Origin of the sequence: Bradyrhizobium sp. JR4.1 (assembly GCF_040548605.1) — a bacterium.
Lineage (GTDB): Bacteria > Pseudomonadota > Alphaproteobacteria > Rhizobiales > Xanthobacteraceae > Bradyrhizobium > Bradyrhizobium canariense.
This window is the reverse complement of sequence record NZ_JBEPRY010000043.1, coordinates 22608-39860: the sequence shown is the minus strand read 5'-3', so window position 1 is coordinate 39860 and position 17253 is coordinate 22608. Positions and strand designations below refer to the sequence as shown.

General features: G+C 59.9%; 16 protein-coding genes and 1 pseudogene. 5 read left to right on the top strand and 12 right to left on the bottom strand.

Going from position 1 to position 17253, the window contains the following annotated elements; genetic code table 11:
* Positions 1 to 107: 107 nt before the first annotated feature.
* Entirely contained in the window at positions 108 to 320 is a 213-nt protein-coding gene (locus tag ABIB90_RS39470; RefSeq protein ID WP_354202757.1) for a hypothetical protein, read from the bottom strand.
* A 5330-nt stretch (positions 321 to 5650) separates the two neighbouring features.
* Here ABIB90_RS39470 and ABIB90_RS39465 point away from each other — a divergent pair.
* Positions 5651 to 5866 (top strand): hypothetical protein, encoded by a 216-nt coding sequence (locus ABIB90_RS39465; protein WP_083869768.1) that lies wholly within the window; start codon positions 5651 to 5653, stop codon positions 5864 to 5866.
* A 265-nt stretch (positions 5867 to 6131) separates the two neighbouring features.
* On the opposite strand, the gene ABIB90_RS41750 is transcribed toward ABIB90_RS39465, so the two are convergent.
* From ABIB90_RS41750 to ABIB90_RS39425, 9 genes are all read right to left on the bottom strand, one after another.
* Positions 6132 to 6374 (bottom strand): hypothetical protein, encoded by a 243-nt coding sequence (locus ABIB90_RS41750; protein WP_473406655.1) that lies wholly within the window; start codon positions 6372 to 6374, stop codon positions 6132 to 6134.
* A gap of 1509 nt (positions 6375 to 7883) precedes the next feature.
* A complete protein-coding gene (locus tag ABIB90_RS39460; protein ID WP_009859288.1) occupies positions 7884 to 8048 on the bottom strand; it encodes a DUF2934 domain-containing protein in 165 nt (54 codons plus the stop codon).
* 1096 nt (positions 8049 to 9144) lie between these two features.
* A complete protein-coding gene (locus tag ABIB90_RS39455; protein WP_502918261.1) occupies positions 9145 to 9480 on the bottom strand; it encodes a nitroreductase family protein in 336 nt (111 codons plus the stop codon).
* A gap of 55 nt (positions 9481 to 9535) precedes the next feature.
* Positions 9536 to 9733, bottom strand: coding sequence for a nitroreductase family protein (locus tag ABIB90_RS39450; RefSeq protein ID WP_256375780.1), 198 nt, complete (start codon positions 9731 to 9733; stop codon positions 9536 to 9538).
* Positions 9734 to 9903: 170 nt separating this feature from the next.
* Entirely contained in the window at positions 9904 to 10545 is a 642-nt protein-coding gene (locus ABIB90_RS39445) for an HD domain-containing protein (RefSeq protein ID WP_354202756.1), read from the bottom strand.
* A 176-nt stretch (positions 10546 to 10721) separates the two neighbouring features.
* Positions 10722 to 11696, bottom strand: a complete 975-nt coding sequence (locus ABIB90_RS39440; RefSeq protein ID WP_354202755.1) for a GlxA family transcriptional regulator — start codon at positions 11694 to 11696, stop codon at positions 10722 to 10724.
* Positions 11697 to 11790: 94 nt separating this feature from the next.
* Positions 11791 to 12294: a cupin domain-containing protein gene (locus ABIB90_RS39435; RefSeq protein ID WP_009859291.1), complete on the bottom strand. Its 504-nt coding sequence runs from the start codon at positions 12292 to 12294 to the stop codon at positions 11791 to 11793.
* A 15-nt stretch (positions 12295 to 12309) separates the two neighbouring features.
* Positions 12310 to 12954: an HD domain-containing protein gene (locus ABIB90_RS39430; RefSeq protein WP_354202754.1), complete on the bottom strand. Its 645-nt coding sequence runs from the start codon at positions 12952 to 12954 to the stop codon at positions 12310 to 12312.
* A gap of 76 nt (positions 12955 to 13030) precedes the next feature.
* On the bottom strand, positions 13031 to 13966 hold the full coding sequence (locus ABIB90_RS39425) for an NADP-dependent oxidoreductase (RefSeq protein WP_354202759.1): 936 nt from the start codon (positions 13964 to 13966) through the stop codon (positions 13031 to 13033).
* Between the two features lie 359 nt (positions 13967 to 14325).
* Between ABIB90_RS39425 and ABIB90_RS39420 the strand changes: the two genes are divergently transcribed.
* The 3 genes from ABIB90_RS39420 to ABIB90_RS39410 are packed head-to-tail and all read left to right on the top strand — an operon-like array spanning position 14326 to position 15623.
* Positions 14326 to 14637 carry an ArsR/SmtB family transcription factor gene (locus ABIB90_RS39420; protein ID WP_009859294.1) on the top strand — a complete coding sequence of 104 codons (312 nt, stop codon included), beginning with the start codon at positions 14326 to 14328 and terminating at the stop codon, positions 14635 to 14637.
* Positions 14634 to 15158, top strand: a complete 525-nt coding sequence (locus tag ABIB90_RS39415) for an SRPBCC family protein (RefSeq protein WP_354167000.1) — start codon at positions 14634 to 14636, stop codon at positions 15156 to 15158. The genes ABIB90_RS39420 and ABIB90_RS39415 overlap by 4 nt, the downstream gene beginning before the upstream one ends.
* A gap of 51 nt (positions 15159 to 15209) precedes the next feature.
* The gene (locus tag ABIB90_RS39410; protein WP_354167003.1) at positions 15210 to 15623 is read left to right on the top strand and encodes an MAPEG family protein; all 414 of its coding nucleotides are present in this window, start codon (positions 15210 to 15212) and stop codon (positions 15621 to 15623) included.
* A gap of 91 nt (positions 15624 to 15714) precedes the next feature.
* On the opposite strand, the gene ABIB90_RS39405 is transcribed toward ABIB90_RS39410, so the two are convergent.
* Together ABIB90_RS39405 and ABIB90_RS39400 are read right to left on the bottom strand one after the other, a co-directional pair.
* Complete coding sequence (locus ABIB90_RS39405) at positions 15715 to 16092, bottom strand: hypothetical protein (RefSeq protein ID WP_502918260.1); 378 nt, start codon at positions 16090 to 16092, stop codon at positions 15715 to 15717.
* Positions 16089 to 16322: pseudogene (locus ABIB90_RS39400) on the bottom strand (FixH family protein); the annotation flags it as partial. The gene ABIB90_RS39405 and the pseudogene ABIB90_RS39400, both read right to left, overlap by 4 nt.
* A gap of 290 nt (positions 16323 to 16612) precedes the next feature.
* On the opposite strand from ABIB90_RS39400, the gene ABIB90_RS39395 reads away from it, so the two are divergent.
* Positions 16613 to 17047 carry a hypothetical protein gene (locus ABIB90_RS39395; protein WP_354202753.1) on the top strand — a complete coding sequence of 145 codons (435 nt, stop codon included), beginning with the start codon at positions 16613 to 16615 and terminating at the stop codon, positions 17045 to 17047.
* The last annotated feature ends 206 nt before the right edge of the window (positions 17048 to 17253 follow it).

Genomic DNA, 17253 nt, shown 5'->3' with positions numbered 1-17253 from the left:
GGCAGAGCGCGGACGAACATGACCAAACCACCATGAGGGCAGCCTGACGAAAGATCGCAGCACTTGCCCTCCCTGCGCGCTCGCCGCCATCGGATTGGCGCCTTAGCTTAACCGCCGACCGGCCCCGACAACGTCTCCAAGCCGGCCTCGATTGCCTCGATGTCCTGCTCGATCTGCGCAATCGACAACCTGCAGTCAAAGCCGGCCCAGGTTTTCAGGTCTACGGCAAGGCGCCGGCGGTGCATCCTCAGCTCCTCAAGCGACTGGCGGTCTTTCAGTCTCGCGTAGCCGTCCACAATCAACTCAATCGCACTCGACACGACGCTACTCCACAAAAACAATTCGGATCCAATCGGATGAACTTAATGCAAGCCGAGAGGTTGGCGCAACTTCCACGCTGGCTTCTACACCCAGCCCCCTTTTGACTGCAGGGCCCAACCAAGCTTTCGGCAAAATAGGTCACGATCGTTGACGGGTTGGCATCGGAGTGGACGCAGTCCTGAGGCTGGCCACTTAGCCTGACGTGTTGAAATCCGCTATTTACCGATGGTAGTCTTCTACTTTTACTACTCGCGCTTTTTGCTCTGACGCCATCCTGATAGTGCTTTTTTTTGTGCTGGGGAGGACATTTATGCGAGGCTCTCGCGCAATCCTTTACGCCGAACGACTTAGCGAACTCACTTCTCAGCTCTCAGAGTTGGAATATCTTCGAGATCTGGTCGAAGAAGCTGAGCGAAGCGCCCGCGGCGTGCCTCCATTACGCTTGACACATCCTCCGTCGCGCCGCGTTCGACGTCGTGAACCCGGCGCTTTGTCTGTTCGCCTCCGTCGCCACGCGCCACTAAGCCGGAATGCAGGAGCTATCAGCCGCCCTGACAACGACAACCAAGTCGATTGGACTTTGCTGGAGCCATTCCCCGACGGGTGGTGGGCTTCCTCGTAAAAACCTCTCCAAGCGCTGACGCGACGAAGAGATCGATCCAATGCTGGCGGCCCACCCACCCTGAGGAGCAGACAGCTAGCCAACCTTCCAGCCCGCGGGTGCCGAGGCTGGTCCGGCCGCACCTGTCAATTCTGGATCACCCTTCGCCGAACTCCCTTTCGGCAAAGGGAGGGCGCCGGCTCCGGAGCGCGCTGGTGGACAGTCCTGACGGATGCTTTCCATCTTACTCAGCCGCCCTTCTCGTCATTGGCGGACGAGTTTGGACCGCATACCGGCCAGCATCGTGTAGGCAAGGCGCCGCCAGATCAGGTTCATCAGGACTAGCATGTGGCATCCCCCGTGTTCGATGCCGGCACCTTCGACCCCCTCTGTTTCAGCGAGATTTCGCCGGGGCGGGGAAACGGCTTCGTGCAAGGTTGCAATGGCGGCGGGTTCAGCTCTCACCGCATATGATCTGTTCACAGCCGGCAGAAGGCCTTCACCCCAGGCAAGAAGAGCGCCGCGGTTCACGCTGGCGGGGCTTTCGGCTTTGGATTACCTGCGGCACGAGAGGCGCCCTTCAAGGCCGCTTCGATGGTCTTAGGCCGCGTACCTTGGCGGGATCTTCCGCTTTGCTGCTTAGGCGCGGATGATCGGGACACTCTCGTAACTAGCCACAGATCGCTGCGGCAGCTGGCGCATTCATAACGCTTCAGTTCGTAGCCTTTGGTCAGGGGGAAAACAGCTTTGAGCAGTCGAGCTTGGCTACAAACGGTGCATCCGGCTTCGCCATTCACGATCGCCTCCCGCAAGCAATTTGGCCGCAATGATCGAAATCAGAGCTGAGTCTCGGTTCAGGAGCAATAGCGGCTCACGCTGGCGGGGCCTATTTCGATATGGCCCCCCGGTAGTCGTCCGGAGGTGTAAACGCCGGCGATTGGAACTACCGTTCTCACCTTTTGGCGGACCAGCAATGGCGCAAGGCGGTGGCACGGACAAGGCACCAACCCTCATCTGCAACAGATGTCAGCGTCCAATGGAGTTTCTCGCGTCGCTGCCGGCAATTGCAAACCTGCCCGCCGCCTATGCCTACAGGTGCATGCCCTGCCTGAGAGTTGAAACTATCGTTCTGGGCTGAAGGAAGGCGCCGCCGGAGGATTAGAATTTGAGCGGCTGGCGGACGTTCGAGGTGGCAAATTGAGGTATCGAACGGCATCGCGTCGCTCGACCCGTGCGGAGAACATCGCCTCTGTCACGGCGGCCAGGCTCATGCCGCCGATCAGCATGGCTCTTGCAGCTTCGTCGCCGTGAGTAAGCCGTAGAACCGTCACGACTATCGCAAATAGCGTCGGGCTCTTCAGAGCCATGGCAGGTTCGCATCGGCGAGACACTTCTCCGCCGCATCTCCGGCGGCTTGCGGCACCTGCGACACGTTAGGCCTGTGCTATCTCACGTGCATCTTCTCGACGATCGCATAGAGCAGCACGAAGATCGGCAAGAAGACGAAGAACCAAACGGCCTCCGGTTCGGCCCGAGAAAATTCACGATTCGGATCTGTTTCCGTACCAAACGGCACAGGTGGCACAGACGGCTTTGGACGCCTGCGTTTTACCGCTCGGCTTGGGGCCGCGACTTCAACCGCCGGTGGGCCTCCGTACGAAAGGGGCTTCCGTTAGACTGCCAGCGTCGAAGCGTCGAAGCCGCGACATTCCGCGGCGATGCCACCCTCTTCCGGGGGTGCGCATTTCAGTGTGTGACTCATCTTTCGGTCAGGCTTGCCAAGAAGCGGCCCCAGGAGGGGAGAGACCTGAAGCGGAAAAACTACCTTCCCTCGCCGCCGCAGGGTGATAGGCGAACTAAGCTCGAGACCATGGTGCTTCTGCGCTAGACCGTTACTCACTGCCCGCAACGGGCCAAAAGGTGAACCGGCGCGCCTTGTTTACTCGCCTTGCGCGCGTGCTGAGCCGCTAAGCCATCGACTCTCGCCGCCATGGCGCGTGAATACCGGCATGCGGCTTCAGAAGATCACCTTTGGTGAGATGCGCGAGATGGCCTAAGCGGCTCCTGATCTGCTGCCATTGCGGTCGCAACTCCCTGGCCGGACGATGTTCGCTTGTCTGGTATCGAGCCGCGCTGTGTGGCGCCGGGTGCGGCTACCGAGGGGCGGAGGTCGGACTTAGCAGCGGCAAGCGGCCTCAATTTGCAACCTCGAGCGCTCGTTAGGCAACGCGTATTTTGCCAGGGGGCAAGGAGCGCCAGCTTACGTATGCGCGATTACGGACTCGCGGCCCGACGCGTCCTTGTCCGGTAAGACGCGCCGGGCCTAACCATTCCCTGCTTTCCCCGTAAGGTTTGGCTGAGCCAGCATAGAGCGATTTTACAAGCGGCTGATACGTCTGCGTCTTTGTGCAGCGCTCCTCGCGCTTCGCAGCAAAAGGCCATACCCGCGGCCACACGTTTGACGGACGCGATATACCTCCCAAGCTCGGTCGCGATCTCGACCCTCCCTTGATCATTTTGATCAGCGTCTGTACCTCGCCCTCGGTCTGGTTTCGCACGCGCCAAGCTCCGGTTCGCGGGAGAATAGCAATATCGTTCCGTTCTCGGAGCAAAATGCCCACTGCATGGATTTCGATTCCACCGAATTGTATTTGCAAATGAGACCAAGCTGGGGCAGAATTTTCTGCACCGGGGCTGGCTGCATATTTCACTTGGTCCTTTCGCGCCTGGTCAGGTTTGCTTCCCATGCATGCAGGCGATCACGAACTCCCGCTTTGCGCGACCTTGTCCCTCTCCTTTTTCGCCCGCACTCGAAAAACCACGTTCGGTAGCAAGCTACTGGCACTTTTCCAATTTCTGAGGGTTGCGAGGCGCGCCCTGCTGAGCCTGTGCAGCGCCTCCGACCAAAGCCAGAGCAATGGAAGCGGCCTAATCATTCTGCGCACTCCCTACCTGCCGTTGATCAAATCGCTACAAGATAATAGTGGCACCTGCCTCGGCATCGCTCTCAATCAACTCGAGCAGAAAGACCCTCGATCCGCCCCTTGGATTGTAGCATGGCAATGCTGGCGTGAGCCGGCGGGCTTTGGCGTATATTCTTTAAAAGCGAACTGAACCTCCACACCGCGCGCCTATACTGATCAGTATCCGGGATTTTTGCTAATCCTGTCCCGGGGCTGGACGGATATCAGGCCGCCGGGACAAGGTATTGTTTGCCCGGCGGCTTCATTTTCGTTTGGCGGCTCAGGGGAGCACCTGCCGGCGTGAACCGGCGGAGCTTCAGGGGAGGTTTCCCCACTTACGAGAGGCGGTAGCTCGCGCGCGTTCCGGGCTACTAGGGATCGATAATTTGCGAGATACCTAAGATGCCGCTTTGATGGCGGCATGCGCACTCGCCAATACACGAAATGGGCCGGCCATTATCCGCCCCGCAGCCCTACGGAATGGCTGACTGACGGCCATGTGACTTGCAACATCCAATGCCTGAACGGCCTCTGCCATCGTCGAGTCGACGTGTGGCTCGACACACTCCCGCCGTGGTCGAGGCTCGGCTTGCGCCTGGTCTGCTCAGCATGCGGCGCCACAGGATCTGTGCATATCGTCCCAAACTGGCATGACGGTCGCGGGCAAGTCAGGCCAAGCATGGGCGACAGTCTAACGCCGCCCGTCGTTCGACCTTCCACGCTCAGCGATAGTTATTAGGCATACACGACCCCGGCCGTCGGAGCTGGCAATGGCGTTGCTGCACAGTGAGGTCGAAAGCAACGCTGTGATGGTCGGAGGTGTTACGGCGGCGAACCTGCCGCAGGATCTTAAAAATTCGCGTCGATCGTCTGCTTCTTGAGAGGACATTCGCGCCTCCTATGATTGCTGAAATAAGTAAGTGTTAGTGGATTAGAAAATTAAGTAGCTCAATCACGAAATGTAGCCAAAAATCCCGTCTCAGTCGGCGGACTCTTTTACGCGCGGCTAGAATGAATGAAAAGAAGACTCCTGTTCAGTACGCCGCCTGATTTGGTATGCAGTCGAGCGCGGCTGGCTCGATCTGCACGAGAGCGGTACCTACGTGCGGCTGCTAACACTCGGGCAGGATCTTCTGAGAGCCGTAGGAACATAGCAATCACTGCCCGGCTTGCTGTCTCGCTAGCTCTCTCCGTCGAGCTGGCGGAGCGGCCCCGGCATCAACACTCAGGCCCCCAAGCCGGGGTCGTCTCTCGTTCGATGGAGGAGAGTCCTCATGCTCCCGGACAGTGCGCCAGCTTACGCTGAATTGCCAAAATGTCCCGGTGTCTTCCGACGGTCGCCTTTCATATGCCAAATGACATAGGCAACGGCTAAATCAAACTGGCGCCAAGGCAATGCTGCAAAAAAGCCGGCCCTAGACGATGATTCCTGAGGCCGGAAGTTCTACGCGTCCGCTCCGAGACATCGCCCGGAGCTGGAGGCGAACGCGCCCGGATTGCCGGTTATTCCCGATCCTCATGGACCTTAAGAGCCGGCGCACTGATGCATGTTAAGCCTTCTGCCGATTGTGAAATTGATCATATTGCGAGCCAGAGATGCTGCGGTACGATCATCGCACCGGGGCTGGCTGCATATTTCACCTAGTCGTTTTTCACCCGGAGTTTTTGACCGCGCGGGCCGCAGCAGCAGTCCCCCTGCTGCGGATTCGTGTTCACGGCTCTTAGTACCAACGAGTTCGGCGTCCTGTGCCATGGAGAAGATATTGTGTCCAAAGAGAAAAATTGCCTGATCGTTCGTGCTGCGGGAAGACAACTGGACCTTTTACGCGGCGAAGCCTCCCGCATCGCGAAAGGCAGTAACGTCGATTGGTGGATCGATCAGGCGGAGGTCGGCACTCGCTTCTGCTTCGAGGATACAAAAGCAAAAGAGTCCTTCGCTCTCGCTTGTGACAACTTCGGTATTCCCTGCCAAGACGGCTAGCCCGCAATCGAGCTGTAAGCCGGCGGCAGGGCCGCACAACCATCATAGAAGTCCGGCGCTAATGCGGCTCCCGTGCCCGGAGGTCCGCACCTGATCCCAAGGACGCGAACCGAGCCCGTCGGCGCCGCCGAGAGCGGACTCATGAAGGGGCGCACTGGCCAAGATGAGGGTCAAGCTGTTCCACTGAACTCGTTCGTACTCGCGCTGAGGCCGCGCAGTGAGATCAGATTGCGCTGTGTACAGCGCGCCTGAATGGGACGCGAGATCAGAACCAGCTGCGGTTATTTTGGAAACATGCCTGTTTGGTGCGGTCCCAGATAAAGTCCGCGCCGCCGCAGGGTGGACGGGGGCGAGAGGTCGCCGGGCATTCGTTCCGAACCTTGGCTCCCGTGCCCCAGCCGTCAACGACACATGCGCCACCGCTTGTCCTGTGACAGCCCTCGCCACAACCACCCGCTGCGTGTGCCCCACTATAAGCAGCAGCGAGAACCGTGGTCGCGAGGAGCATTCCTTGTAAGATTTTTATCACTGCCAGACTCCTGAAAGCGAATGATCCCGAGCGAAGGACAAGATAATAGCTCCTGCCGTGCCGCTTAGCTACGATCAGCGCGACGCGAGCGTCGGCACCGCGAACCGCTCAATGGCTGCGCTCCCCGGTTCGAAGCTGTTGATCCAGCATTTTACGACCTGTGGAAAAGGCGGTTAGGTCAGCGCAGCTGCAGTTTTCGAATCATCCACCTGTATGCGTACTGGAGGGACGTTCTGTTCCGGGTGCGCGTGTGAGCCACTTTTTCTCAGTCCTGCTATTGCTGACCAACTTGATGCTAACGCTATGTTTCGGCGTCGCAGCGTGGCGCGTTTCCGATGGCGGCGGCGCTCATAGCGGCGTTGAAATTGGAGCGTCCGCTTGGGTGCAGACATTGGCGAACGAGCCGCCTGCCCTTCTGCAGTAGCTTTAGCCGATCGCCTAGTGATCTCGCCATCGCCGCCGCGGGCGACCCACCTGCTGTTCTATGCGCGGCGGCGCCGCTGTGCTCTTACGGAAACGCCGTCATCGAAACAGCTAACGTCTAGAGTGGGTCGCAGGCTGCCGTCGAGGCAAATTCATATAGGCGACTGCAAATCTCCAGACTAGTTCGAAAGGGGGGACGTCCTCGGCTTCGGGCGGCGAATCCATCCAGACGGACGAAGCCTAGACAAACGTGGAAGGTAACGGCTAGTCATTCGCATGAGTTGGATTCCGAACTGGCTGCGACGGGCAGATGTCAGCCTACGACCTAGAGCCGGCGCTCAGGTCGACTTACAACCGCTGTCGGAGCGCAGCGGCCGAGGGCTGAAGGCAAACTTGTTTCGCTTCCCGGGCGCAGTGTGGTCCTGGAAGCGCGGCTGTGTAGAGCTGTCAGAAGGCGACGTGATTGCGCTGCATCTTGTTGTCGAGCGGATCACGGTGCGTCTGTCAGGGCGCCTTCGCGGCTGGGACGGTGCGTCGCCTGTTTGGACTTTGCTGGTGCGCAAGCGTTAGCGGATTGGGCCCCTCCTGAATTGGACGGTGACGAATGACGGCTTGGGGTCAGAATCGTCGGTTTGACAGCGCGCGATGTCCGGTCTGGCTCCGACTACGGTCGTGCTGAACGTTGCCTCCATGTTCGCTTGCGGGCCAAGACCCGTCATCGGTTGGGTGGGCATTCCATCTAATCCGTCGTACAATCGGATCCAAAGTGGATCGCGGGCCATGGCGCAGGAGCGGCAAGGGCGGGTCGAGCGCAGATTGGCGGCTATATTGGCTGCCGACGTGGATGGCTATTCGAGGCTGCTTCACCGAAGGCTTCGCGACGCATGATCTAAAGGAGGCAAAGGATGGGCCCGATGGCGTTGGGATGGCAATGCGCGGCGACACAGTACCCGGCATTGGGCGCATCGAGTCTATCGTGCGTTGGGGCGATCGTTGGATCGTGGCAACGAATAGCGGATTGGTCGCGACCCCATGAATGGCGCTCCTGACTTTTCTAGCTGTTTTCTACCGCCTATCCGGCGTTTCGAGTTTGTGGTTGATCAGCTCTTCATTGAGCTGTCGCTCTGCTTCTAAATAGAACTCCTGATCCCTCTCCTTTGGCATTCCGGCTTGCTGCCACAGTTGATATGCTCGGCGCTCGATGTCCTTTTGGCTTCTGGGACCTGCCATGTGCGTTACTCCCGATGACACCAACTCTGAGGCTGGCCACCCTCTCCAGAATTCGTCCCCCTGCTAGAACTCCTGGGTGGTTAGTTGTTTTATCTACCCTGGATCACATCCGTCTGACCACTGGGCGGTTACAAGAAACCCAGTTCCATTACAGCCGGATCGGCTATAACCATGAACGCTAATGGGGCCGGTGATTCCGTTTAAGCGATGATCGAACATGACTTTCACTACGGTAGCGTCGCAGTTGTCACCGCCATGGTGCTTGTAAATTGGAAGACGGCGCCAACTGTCCGAGATGCCGGACGTTCGGCAAACCGATGCTGCGATCTTGCGCCCCGAGCTTCGGTTATCCGGTCCGATGGAGGTGATCGATGGCGATACGATCCGTCACGAGCGGGAGATCTACCCCCTTGTGGGCTTCGACACGCCAGAGCGCGGCGACAAGGCCCGTTGCTAGGACGAGCGGTTCCGGGCGGAGCTAGCCATCAAACGGCTGGAAGAACTGCTTGCTGATCCGTGCGCTCGCCTGGACCGGGTGGCCTGCGGCTATAACTGGGGTGAGCAAGATACCTAAGCTCTACAACTACGCACCGCTATGCGGATCGCTCAGTGTCGGTGGCCGTGATGTTGGGCGGGATCCTGATCAGCTAACAGCTTCCGCACCCCACGGGTGTGGGGCGACGAGATGTCCGACGCGTCGCCCCTTGTGCAGTTAAAACTTTTGGGGCGCTGGCCCACTGCAGTTAGCCGCTAGATGCCGACTTCAGCGCCGGAGCAAAGCGTTCAGAGAAGCTTGCGGCCTTCGCATCCCGAGCTGCAGAAAGGGAGGCGGAGATCAGGGTTGAACACCCCACGAATGCGATCGCCAGTAGAGCGGCGCCGAAAAATAATGATCGCATTTAACCCTCCTGGTAGGACGTCAATGCCATTCAGTCTTGGACGGCTTTGTTTCAGCGTCATTTCGCGGAAGGAAGAAACGGCTTCATACACGCGGTCGTGATGCAGACCGTTCACGGCGTGCCGGCGACAAACTGCTCGCAAAAAAAAAGCTGCACGACCTACCCGGCCCTGCGGCCTGTCCGGGAAAATCGGGTATTTACGTAATGACACTGCAAGCCCGGTTGGCCGCGGCAAGGTAGGAGTCGAGTTCGCCGATTCGGGCGAGCAGAAACTCAAAAACATCGACCGCCCGGTCCGGAATCGAGAGCAGCGGGCGCAAGATCCGGCGATACTTCGAGAACGTCTCCTGCGGACACCGAAGTCCGCGTCCCGCTGCCGCGAGCATCACGTTCTGCAGGAACATGCCGAGGTCGAGCCAGCTTCCGGTTTCCAGCCGACGATCGATCGTCACGATCAGTCCCACGGGCGCTCCGAAGAACGTGTAATTATTTGCGGTTTGCCTGCTTCTTGCCTCGGCATCGGCTTGGCCAATTCCCAGCGACCCGTAGAACAGCCGTCCGAATTCCTGTCGCCGCTCGAGGTACGGATCAGGTAGGTCGCTGGCGTAATATTTGTATTCCGAGACGTGCTCGTCGCGGCGCGTTTCGTTGCGCGTCCAGCAGCGCCGCCGAGACTCTGGCCTTTGCGGCGCCGCCCAGCACGTGGACGTGCGAGGGCTGAATGTTCGCACCGCTGGGCGCGAATCGCGCGACATGGAAGATCTGCTCGATTGTCCCTCGCGACACCGGTGCTTCGCAGAATTCACGGCACGAAACCGGCGCGTCATGATCTCGTCGATCGAGCTATGCGTAGGGACGCGCTCCTCGCCTGATCCGATAAAGGCTCGTTCAGGCCCGCACATCCTGGCTCGACTGGCGCTCATCTGGATTTTAGTCCGCTTCGCAGCAACCAAAGGTCAGTTCGGCCAGGCCGAACCGAGGATGATCGAGCAGAAGTTCTGGCGGACATAGGCCATGTCATTGAGCGCAAGGACGTCAGCCTTTACGTTCCCGAAGGTCGTCAGCGGCTTCTTAATGATGCCTTTAGCGAAGTGATCTAAGATGTTCTCCTTGAAGTTCGCTTCCCGGGGATGATGGACGCAGACATGGTCACGCTGTTCATGAGTAAAATCGTGATAGGCGATCCCAAGCACATCCATTTCCACCCCCGCGGTCACCAGCGCGATAGTGGGTCGCATATGCTCAGGAATTCCGGGGGTAGTGTGGAGCGCGATCGCGGTCCAGACGTCCTCGATTTCACGCTCCGGCAAGCCGTAGCTTTTCATGAAATCACGAGCGGCATTGGCACCGTCGACCTCGAAGCGCAGGTCGGGACTGGAATATTTCTCTGTGAGCCCCATGTCGTGGAACATCGCGCCGAGGTAAAGCAGCTCCGGTTCGTACTTCTGGCCGTGGCGCTCGGCGGTGAGCGCGCCCCAAAGGAAGACACGGCGACTGTGATTGTAGAGCAGGTCGTCCTCAGTATCGCGCACGAGCTGCGTAGCGGCGCGAGCGATAGCGCTGTCAGGCACGCGGATGCCGGCGATGATCTCAGACATGGAGCACTCTCCTTGTTTGCGTAGAGGGCTGGTTGCTTGCCACTATTTGCCAACCGAGTACCGCTCCGTACAAGGAAGGGCATCCTGCGGATCAGGACAGCCGTACGTCTTTTCCTGACATGACGGTTCGTAGCGAAAGCAGGATCGCCAGCGTCGTTCTGGTAGGAACGCGCGATCTATTCCGGGGCCGTCCGCCTGAAGCTCGCGCGATATTGGATGGGACTCACACCAAGACGGGCGGTGAACACGATCCTCATCCGATCCGCCGACCCGAAGCCGCAGTCGAATGCAACCGCCTTCAGCGGCCGGTCGCTTCCTTCCAGCATCATACGCGCCGCATCGATGCGGGCGCGCTCGATGAACTCGTGCGGCGTGATCCCGGTCGCCTGCACGAAATGCCGGGCCAGATTTCGGGCGCTCATCCCGACGACAGCGGCAAGGGACTCCAGCGAGTGGCGATCCCCGACGTTCGCCATCACATGGTCCTGGATACGGGCGATAGGCGATTCCGGATCGGCAGGCGCCGTGAGATAGGGGCTGAACTGAGACTGTCCGCCTTGGCGCTGGGCGACTACGACCAGCCGCTTGGCGACTTTGAGCGCCGTTTCCGCGCCATGCCGCTGCCCGACCAGCGCCAAACCCAGATCTATTCCCGCAGTCACACCCGCCGCGGTGATCAGCCGGCCATCGCGCACATAGATCAAATCAGGTTCGACTTTTGCTCTTGGGAACCTGGCCGCCAGCGCCTGCGCATCCTGCCAATGGGTCGTAACACGCCGATCGTCCAGCAGACCGGCAGAGCCAAGGACAAAGGCGCCGGTGCAGATCGATCCGTAGAGGCTCGACCGCCAGGGCAGCTCCTTGACCCACTGGAGCAGGTGCGGGTCGGGCTCCGCTTCCGGCGGCGTCGGAGTGCCCGCGACGAGAATAATGTCGAAGCCGCCCGTCGCCTCCTCGAAGGTGAGGTCGGCCAGTAGTCGGATGCCGTTCGAGGCACGCACCGGATTGCGGTCCGCAGCAACCAATACTGTTTCATAACGATCGGCACTATCGAGGAAGGTGTTCGCCTCGCTGAACACGTCCATCGGCCCGGCCACGTCCAACGCCTGAACCCCCTCGTAGACGACGATCGCGACAGCTTGTACCGGCACCTTTACTGCCTCTCCAGTCGGGCGCCTTATTATGCATGTCGTTCACACAGTGCAAAGGCCGGGCGGTGCCTGGGCACGCGAGCCTGCCGCGCAGTTATTTCGGTGCTGCGTCCTTGTCGGGGATCGTCAATGTCCCGTCTTTGGAATCGACCACGAAGACCGCGAGCAAGCTGGCTGGCTCGGTGTCACTCGCGTTCTCGCTGATCCTGTGATGTGAGCCTGGCGTTTCATAAAATCCTTCACCTATGTGATAGACCTGCGCAGGGTCATTGCCGACCTGGCTCCGGATGGCCCCGGACAGCACATAGGCGTAGATAAAGGCCGACTCTGCGTGGCGATGAGGCAGCGATTTGCTCCCAGGAGGGTAACTCACCAGGACAGCAGCTATTCTCTTTCCTTCGACATTCGGGAGTGCGTGCTCGAATACGAGCTTAACTTGCTCCCGATCCTGCGCGGTCGCGGGCGAAGCTCCCACAGCCATGACCGTTGCTGCCAGTGCGAACGACGCCGTCCGCGTTGCTCTCCTCACGATCCTTGCTGCAACTCCTGAACGGTTTGACAGCGCACCAATCCAATAGGTGAATCCATTGATCGGCATCTCGCACCTCCTCTTCTAATGAGCCCAGGGAGAACCGGCGATCAAGTCGCAGGCGTTCGGGCTCTTGAACTCCGGCATGAAGTGTTCGCAGACTCCGGCGTTGACCGTGCCGTACGTGGTCGCCGGCTTGTGCGCAAACCCGGCGAAATACTCCCGAACGAAGTCTTCCTTGAAATTCGTGCGGGGAAATTTGGCGACGATCTCCTCGCGAAGCTCCGCGGGAAACTGATCGAACCCTACCCCGATCACATCGAGCAGAACCCCTGAATTGAGGAGCGCGACCTCGGGTCCCATGTACTTCGGGATGCCGGGAGTGGTGTGCAGCGCGATGGCTTCCCAGACCGTCTGCACGTCGTCTTCAGCAATGCTGTGGGCGGCCAGAAACTGTCGAGCGGCATTTGCGCCATCGACCTCGAAGCGTTCGTCTGGGCTCGAGAACTTCTCGATGAGGCCGAGGTCGTGGAACGCCGAGGCCACGTACAGAAGTTCAGAGTCAAAGCGCAGCTTTCGCTGGCGGCCCTGCTCCGCCGCAAACAGGTAGACGCGGATCGAATGATTGAAGAGAAGGTCCGTCGAATGTTCGCGCAGAACCTCTGTAGCTTCTTTCGCAAGCAAAGAATCGGGAATGACGAGAGCGGGGGCGGGATTTCGCGGAGTCATTTTTTGTCCTTTCAACAGAAACCGTGGGCTCGGCTGGCGCATTCAGATTGGCGAGCGGAAGATGAGACGCGATCAATCAGTGCGCTCCGACGGCGAGCACGATTTTTCCCTTTGGCCGGGGTCGCGCGCCCTCCAGCATGAAGTGAGCCTCGCGCGCATCCGCGAGGGGTAAGACTACGCCGACGTTTGTGCTCAGTTTTCCACCGTCCAGGAGGCGCGCGATTTCCGTCAGATACTGGCTCGTGACCTCGACCAAAAAGAAGGAGGCTTCGACATCGTGATGTTTCGCAAGATCCTGATCCGGGCGGGACACCGCGGAAATCAGCTTGCCGCCTCGACGAAGGACCTGGAACGAGAGGGTTTGCGTTTCTCCGCCGACCAGATCGATGACAGCGTCGGCTTCCCCGATTTCTTGCTCGAAGCGCTCGGCCCGGTAGTCAATCACCTTATCGGCGCCGAGATTGCGCACGAAAGAAACGTCGCCCGTCGATACTGTTGCAACGGTTTGGACACCCGCATGACGGGCCAATTGAACCGCGTAGGATCCCACGTTACCGGCCGCACCGTGAATGACCACCGATTGACCTGCTTTGAGTTGGGCGTGATCAAACAGCGCCTGCCATGCGGTGACCGCAATGACGGGAATGGAGGCGGCTTCAACGTGGGTTAGCGACGTCGGCTTGCCGGACACCATCTCCGCGGAAGCCAAGGCGTACTCGGCGTAAGCCCCGATAAACCGCGGATTGGTAACACCGTAGACCTGCTCTCCCGCACGTTCTGGCGAGACTCCGGGCCCAACAGCGACGATTTCACCGGAAAGATCCGACCCGAGAGTGAGCGGGAGCGGCTGCGGCAAAGCGCTCTTGCCGGCTCTGATCCAGCCATCCCATGGCCCTACTCCGGCGGCTTCAACTTTGATGAGGACCTCGCCGGGCCCTGGCTCAGGACGTAAGAGGGTCTCAAACTTCATGACCTCAGGCAGCCCAAACTCGTGCACGCGCCAGGCCATCATCGTTGACACAGTTCGGGCTTCCCAACCTAGAGGAACGATGCCGCTGGGGGTCATCTCACACTCCTTGCGCTCAGCTTGCCTCGGCTGCCGGTTAGGATCGATGGACATGCTGCTTGTGGCAACGAAGACAATCCGAGGGATCAGGACAGCGGTGCGTCCTTTCCGGACAAGGGCCCTTCGCCGCTTCCGCCAGCTGACCGTGCGCTCGCCGGCACTGCTCATCCCGGCCTCGCCGGCATCGCGTGGCCAAAGGACGACCGGCAAGGACGGGCCCGTCCATCCAAAGCCTCAAGCGCAGCGAAAACGCGGCATGTTCAACAAGGATTGACTTGATCATAAGTCTAGACTAATCATAAGTCATGACTGTTGATCATGCACAGCTGGCCGCGCTTGGCGACTCGACTCGTCGAACGATCTTCGAGCTGATCGCGGAGCGTCCACGTTCGGTCGTTGAGATTACCCGGAAGGTACCGGTCTCCCAGTCTGCCGTCTCACAGCATCTCAAGGTGCTGCGCGACTCGAGGCTGGTGCGCGCGGAGCAGAAGGGCGCAAGCAACGTCTATCACATCGACCCTCACGGGCTTGGCCAGATGCGTGCTTGGCTCGACCGGTTTTGGAGCAAGACGCTGGCCGCCTACAAGGCGGCCGTCGAGCAACAGGAGCCACAATGAACACGCGTGTGGGACTTACGGCCGTGAAACAATCCATCGTGGTCGAGGCACCGATCGCGCGCGCATTTAAGATCTTCACCGAGGGGTTCGGGAGTTTCAAACCTCCAGAGCACAACCTGCTCCGCGTCCAGATCGCCGAGACGGTGTTCGAGCCACGGGTGGGTGGGTACATTTATGACCGAGGCATCGATGGGAGCGAGTGCCGCTGGGCGCGCGTGCTGGCCTACGAACCGCCGGACCGGGTGCTGCTCAGCTGGGACATCAGCCCCCAATGGCAGATCGAGACTGACCCGGAAAAAACAAGCGAGTGGGAGGTCCGGTTCACTGCTGAAACGCCGCACCGGACCCGAGTCGACCTTGAGCACCGCAACCTGGAACGCCATGGCGATGGCTGGGAAGCCGTGCGGGACGGTGTCGACGGTGATCAAGGCTGGCCGCTTTATCTACGGCGCTATGCCGATCTTTTCACCCAGGTTCCTGACGGAAGTGCCTCGAAGCGCTCTGATAGAGGCAATCAGTGAGGATGATTGTTTCTGGCCGCCGTCAACGCGATAAGTTCAATAGAGGCCAGCATGGAAGCTTACAGTCTAAGTACTATCGGAGTGCTCGCGCTCTGTCTCGTGTCGATCCTTTTGGCGGTCCATTCAGGCTACTCCAAGGGACGTGCAGGGGCCCTCTCTGGTCCAGTGCTTCCGGCCGACGATGCGAACCTCCTCTATCGCATCGACCGCGTGCACATGAATTCTGTGGAGGCGCTGTCACCGTTCGTGGTCCCGGCCGTCCTGGCGATGATGGTTGGTGTCGGTCCAAGCACGCTCGCGGTGCTGGTATGGACTTATGTTGCGCTCCGCCTTGTTCACACCGCCATCTACCTGCGCGGCGGCAACGCAGCTAAAGGCGGCAGCTTAAGAACGGTCCTCTACGTGTCCGGTGCGCTGGTCACGGTGATCCTTGTTGCCGTGACCGGCTGGGCAGCCATGCACTGAGGAGATCGTCGCCAGCCGAGCTGAAGCCGCCCGCGCAAAAAAGAGCAGCCGAAAAACATCAGCGCACGCGGCTGACTTGAACTTGGGCTCGCTATCCCTTCTTCGGCGTCGGCGATGTGTCCGGCAGGCCCATGGGATTGCGGTAGTATTTGATCTTGCGCTCTCCGGAGGCGCCGGCCGGTGTCGCCGGCGGCGGGGCTGCCACCTGCTCGTCGTCGAAGCTGACGTCGGCGCCTGCGGGCACCGCGCGGAAGTCCCGGCCATCCCTGGTCTTTCTCGGCACCAGCGAGTACGACGGCCTGCCGTCCGGATCCTGGTAGTAGATCGGGGCGCCGCTCTCCTCGGCCGCAGCGGGGCCGATCATGGCGGTGGTTCGCGCCGTCGGCCGCTGCGGGCCGGCGACGACGAATGCGATGCCCGCCGCCGCGATCAACGCGGCGGCCAAGCTTGCTGCGACGGGCCGGGTCACTTCTGCGCCGTGATGACGAGCTTGTTCTCGACGGTGCCGGTCTCGCCCTGGACCTTGGCTCCGAGCGAAAGCTGCCACCGCCCCGCCATGCCGAAGGTCGCCTTGAAGCGGTACGTGCCCGGCTCCGTTCCCGGCATGGGCGGGACCTTGGTCGCCATCTCCTGCATGCCGTCCGGAGCCATGTCCAAACGGCTGGCGAAGATCACCGCATCCGGCACCGGTTTGCCGGTCTAGAGCCGCCCATGGTTTGCGAAAAATGAACGTCTTCGCGAGGGTTTAGCGCCCACAGTTTGGAGGAGTAGATATCCGCAGACCACGAGTTATGATAGCTACCGCGGTTAAGGATCAGTAGAGGTGAGCCCTGCCAAGTCAGCCGCAACCTGGCCAGGAGCCGACTAGTTGGTAAGGTTCGCGTTTGAACTCTCCCGGTACTGTGATTGGATTGCCAATTGCCTGCCCCCGCTGCGCGGATGGTGTCGATGGACAGCTTCGCGGCCGGGTTCAAACGAATCGGAGCACCATGTCCTCTAGCTCCAACGCCGGTATCGCCAAGAAAGCGCGCATGAAGGCTGAGGCGGATTTTGCCACCTGGCTCATGATGGCCAAGCTGGGTGGTTTCGATGACCTGCCGTCCAGCGCCCAAAGCTTTCTGACAAATTATCAAACTCGGCTCGAGACAATGAGCGAGGCCGAGTCCACAGCTCTAGCCGTTCGCGAGGTCTACAGCGCTTATTACAGCGAGATGGGAGGCGTAGGCGCGGCTCCGGAACCAAAGGCTCGGACGCCTACGACAGAGGGCAAACTCGTGCGGTCCCAGAGACCGCTTGGACCTCAACACGGTCAATCGGCTGCGCGCCATACGACGAGGCCAATGACCCGAAAATCCCTCCCGGCACTGCTAATTCTCGGGAGCATTGTGGCACTGGTTGTCGCAGTCGGATTTCTAGCGCAGTAAGACCGGCCGCGAATTCTGTGCAACGTCCGCTTTTCCCCCCGCGATCCGACTAGGGGAGATCGTGCACTTCGCGTTTGGGCCAACTGGCGACACCGCGGGAGCAGCCTCGAAGACTTGGATCCTTAGTTTGATCGGTCAATAGCGCTGACACAACTAAAGCGTGTGTATTGCCGAATTTTCCCGGCTGTTGCAGCCTAGGCACACCG

Excerpts from the sequence above, each read along its gene's own strand:
- ABIB90_RS41750 (WP_473406655.1), bottom strand. The coding sequence starts at position 6,374 with ATGCTCCTCGCGACCACGGTTCTCGCTGCTGCTTATAGTGGGGCACAC.
- ABIB90_RS39460 (WP_009859288.1), bottom strand. The coding sequence starts at position 8,048 with ATGGCAGGTCCCAGAAGCCAAAAGGACATCGAGCGCCGAGCATATCAA.
- ABIB90_RS39445 (WP_354202756.1), bottom strand. The coding sequence starts at position 10,545 with ATGTCTGAGATCATCGCCGGCATCCGCGTGCCTGACAGCGCTATCGCT.
- ABIB90_RS39435 (WP_009859291.1), bottom strand. The coding sequence starts at position 12,294 with ATGCCGATCAATGGATTCACCTATTGGATTGGTGCGCTGTCAAACCGT.
- ABIB90_RS39430 (WP_354202754.1), bottom strand. The coding sequence starts at position 12,954 with ATGACTCCGCGAAATCCCGCCCCCGCTCTCGTCATTCCCGATTCTTTG.
- ABIB90_RS39425 (WP_354202759.1), bottom strand. The coding sequence starts at position 13,966 with ATGATGGCCTGGCGCGTGCACGAGTTTGGGCTGCCTGAGGTCATGAAG.
- ABIB90_RS39420 (WP_009859294.1), top strand. The coding sequence starts at position 14,326 with ATGACTGTTGATCATGCACAGCTGGCCGCGCTTGGCGACTCGACTCGT.
- ABIB90_RS39415 (WP_354167000.1), top strand. The coding sequence starts at position 14,634 with ATGAACACGCGTGTGGGACTTACGGCCGTGAAACAATCCATCGTGGTC.
- ABIB90_RS39410 (WP_354167003.1), top strand. The coding sequence starts at position 15,210 with ATGGAAGCTTACAGTCTAAGTACTATCGGAGTGCTCGCGCTCTGTCTC.
- ABIB90_RS39395 (WP_354202753.1), top strand. The coding sequence starts at position 16,613 with ATGTCCTCTAGCTCCAACGCCGGTATCGCCAAGAAAGCGCGCATGAAG.